Origin of the sequence: Microcystis sp. M079S1 (assembly GCF_020246425.1) — a bacterium.
Classification (GTDB): Bacteria; Cyanobacteriota; Cyanobacteriia; order Cyanobacteriales; family Microcystaceae; genus Microcystis; species Microcystis aeruginosa.
Genome location: NZ_JADBSZ010000202.1, coordinates 1 through 3,573 on the forward strand (window position 1 = coordinate 1; position 3,573 = coordinate 3,573).

2 protein-coding genes, 1 tRNA gene and 1 pseudogene are annotated in these 3,573 nt (G+C 48.1%); 3 read left to right on the top strand and 1 reads right to left on the bottom strand.

The window, feature by feature from the left end; all coding sequences use genetic code 11:
* The 3 genes from IM456_RS13280 to IM456_RS13290 form a co-directional block, all read left to right on the top strand.
* The coding region (locus IM456_RS13280; protein WP_353737713.1) for a type ISP restriction/modification enzyme at positions 1-351 on the top strand (351 nt) is incomplete at its 5' end.
* A gap of 614 nt (positions 352-965) precedes the next feature.
* Positions 966-2,792, top strand: a complete 1,827-nt coding sequence (locus IM456_RS13285; RefSeq protein WP_287692755.1) for a peptidoglycan DD-metalloendopeptidase family protein — start codon at positions 966-968, stop codon at positions 2,790-2,792.
* Between the two features lie 91 nt (positions 2,793-2,883).
* Positions 2,884-2,957, top strand: a tRNA-Met gene (locus IM456_RS13290).
* A gap of 337 nt (positions 2,958-3,294) precedes the next feature.
* On the opposite strand, the pseudogene IM456_RS13295 reads toward IM456_RS13290, so the two are convergent.
* Positions 3,295-3,573: pseudogene (locus IM456_RS13295) on the bottom strand (methyltransferase domain-containing protein); the annotation flags it as partial.

The following is a 3,573-nucleotide window of genomic DNA, read 5'->3' on the forward strand; positions in this document are numbered from 1 at the left end:
ATGCCGGGTAAAGGAAAAGCGATCGCCAGACAATATACAACCGCAGAAATGAGCGTAATTAGCCCAGAAATGCGAAAATTATTAGGAACGACAACCTATGATATTTATCTCAATGATCGAGCCTATTGGCAAAATATACCAGCCCGGGTGTGGGAATATACCATCGGGGGTTATCAAGTCATTAAAAAATGGCTAAGTTATCGCGAGGAAAAATTATTAGGACGGGGATTAACTATCGCAGAAGTGCAGGAAGTCAGCGAGATGACTAGAAGAATTACTGCGATTATTCTCCTAGAATCAGACCTAGATGATAACTACCAAAATATCAAAACAGCCTTGTATTCTTTTTAATTAGGGCTGGCTGATTAAATCTAAAAACCTTGTGGGAGGCGAAATTTTGACTTTTTCCCTGAAAATCGGTAAAATCCCACACCCCACACCCCACACCCCACACCCCACACCCCACACCCCACACCCCACACCCCACACCCCACACCCCACACCCTACCCCCACGAAAAACTTTTTCAGCAAACCCTAATTATCGCCCCCCCAATAGCTATCGTTGCTCTTTTCGAGCAGCGAATCATTAATAATTTCTTTGTAAACGGCAAAAACGATAAAAATTTTCTATCAAAAAACTGGCAAAAATTGGCAAGACGAAAAATGCTGATCAGCTTGGAACAACTGAGATAGAGCATCGTCAATCTGGACATTCAAAATGTCACCAACTTGCCGTGATCCCCGTGCTAATGGTCAGAGGGAGACTTGCATGATTGCAAAATCTAAGTTAGTCTCTCTTAAAAGTCACCTTTAGGTATTTTGACTAAAAAGTAAAGTTGTCTAACTTCTACTCTAGCCTCAAGGCTAATGCTGAAAGCTAGAATCATCGGCTTAATCCACTGGCTCTAGCTAACTCTTTACACCACAGGAGGTCTGTTTGAAAGAGACTTTTATCCCCAACCCCATGACATCCGCTACCCCAGAACAGAATTGCACCGCTGAGTCTAACCGAGTCCGTTACTCAGTTGCTCTACTGGGATTAGCACTCTCTCTGGGAGTACCTAGCATTCTCAACTCCACCTCGGAATCAGCCCAGGCCGCCAATTCTGTACCCTTAGAATGGGAAGTGATCGACCTGGCCCAAAAAGCCAAAGCTGCGGGTAAAGAACTAAAAGAACCGCAAATAATCCAATCCCAAGCACTTGCCACCGTCAAATTCATCGCCACATCAGTGGTTGAGCATCAGGTAAAACCGGGAGAATCCCTGTGGAGTTTAGCCGACACCTATCAAACTACCCCTACAGCGATCGCTACCCACAATAATCTCTCCCCCCAATCCGATCTGATTATCGGACAAACCTTAAAAATTCCCACTCCTGAGCAGTTGCCCTCGGCAGCCCCGGCAGCAACTCCTGAGCAGTTGGACAGTTCCTCTGCTAGTCTGCGTCAAACCCGTCAACGTCTCCAAGAAAGTTTGGCCGCCTTACAGACCCAGGAAACCCCCCATCACTCCAATTCCGGGGAAACGGTAATCGTCACCGAAACTACCGCTCTCGTTCCCGATAATTCGCCAACTAGCGTCGAGATTCCCGTTATTGCTCCCGAAGAATCGCCCCGACCAACCAGCCAGGTGATCCCGATTCCCGTTCCCACCCCTGAAAGCGATCGCCCGATAGCCACAATTGCCGTTAATCCTCCCTTGACAAGCAGACCGGAAATTCCCAGCGCCGCCCTACGAAATCCGGCTCCTGTGACTGAAATTCCCGCCGTTCCCAATCCTCGGGTCATAATTCCCCCAGAAAATCAAGTTTATCGGGTTCGGCCAGGGGATACCTTAAACACGATCGCTCGCGCTCTCGGCATCACCCCCGCCGAATTAGCTAGGGAAAACGGCATTGACAACCCCAACCGGATTAAAGTCAATCAAACCCTAGTGGTTCCCGATCGCTCTGCCAACGCTAGAGTTAATCAAAATCTTACCCCCTTGGTCGGCGATCGCCCGAGATTGTCCTTTAACCCCAGCAATCGGCAAAATTTCCCCGCCGCAACTGCCACCACGGAGACGGAAGAATTCCCCGAAAATATCACCGGCAGCTATCGGGAAAGATTGCGCCAAGAGGTGGCTAATCTGCGGGAAACTAACCTTTCGGAAACCCAGAAAAGTATCGCTATTCCCGTCGATAATCCCGCAGAAACCGTCGATGAGCCGCAAATAACCCCTAATCCTCAATGGGCTGCCCTTCGTTCGCGTTCTAACCAAAGCACCCCCCCACAGATTATCGGTTCCGCTCCTACCAATGTGGAAGAATATAATGACCGCCTACGAATTCCCGTCGGCGAAACCGTAGAACCTTCCCTTCCTCCCCTCACTAATCCCGATGAGCATTTACCTAATCCCGCCCCCATTTTTACCGGCTTTATCTGGCCCACTAGAGGTGTGTTAACCTCCGGTTTCGGTTGGCGCTGGGGCAGACCTCATCGCGGCATCGATATCGCAGGTCCAGTGGGGACCCCGATTGTGGCGGCGGCCGCCGGTGAAGTAATCGCCTCCGGTTGGAATTCGGGCGGTTATGGCAATCTGGTGAAACTGCGTCACCCCGATGGTAGCACCACTCTCTATGCCCATAACAGCCGTCTGTTGGTGCGTCGCGGCCAAACTGTTGAGCAAGGCGAGCCAATCGCCCAGATGGGTAGCACCGGTTTTAGCACCGGCCCTCACCTACATTTTGAGGTTCACCCCTCCGGCCAGGGCGCAGTTAATCCCATGGCTTTCTTGCCAGGCAGACGTTAAAGAGGGCAAAAAAGGGAAGAAAAAATCTTCCCTTTTTTGCTCTTGTGCAATTGGGTGACTGTGTGTTATGATTGATAGCTGTGTAAAGAACGGCTTAGTAGCTCAGTTGGTCAGAGCAGGGGACTCATAAGCCCAAGGTCGGCAGTTCAAATCTGCCCTGAGCCATTTTAGGAAAACCTAAGTGTAGAATTTTAGAAATACAGAATCTTGCTTGAAGATTATCTCGTTCCCCAGTTCTACCTGATCACTGCCCCCCACCAAAGCCTTTTTTTTTGATTTCTGGAAATTCGCACCCATAAGTATGGGAAAGGGCTTGACTTAGGCGGCGGTTTGCGTTATGCTTTTCTTATAATGGGAATCTGTGCAAATTTTGAAGACTGTCAATATTTCCATTATGAATAAAATCTTTTAAAAATATTATCTCAAAATCTCCCCAGAAAAGCAAGCAAAATTTTGCCAATAATTGTTAAGTTTTGTTAAAAAGAAATGGAGAGATCAGCCTTTATTTTTTCCCTTGCAGTAGGCCAAAACGAATTAAACCCGACTCGTAACCGCGCCGCATTAACCCTAAAGATAAAGCTCCTTGGATAGTAGTGTAACCGCTTGCTAACAAACCAGCGATCGCATCTGTGGTTAAGGCCGAATCAATCACCACATCCCAAAAAGCGGCCACCGATAGGGACCAATCATCGGTTTTTAGGTCTTGAAAGCCAATTTCACGGGCAATATCGGCGTATTCTGGCAAAGAAATCACATAGGGGAGACAATAAACCTGATAAAT

What these genes read in the sequence shown, in the direction of transcription:
- IM456_RS13285 (WP_287692755.1), top strand. Translation starts at nt 966, where the DNA reads ATGACATCCGCTACCCCAGAACAGAATTGCACCGCTGAGTCTAACCGA.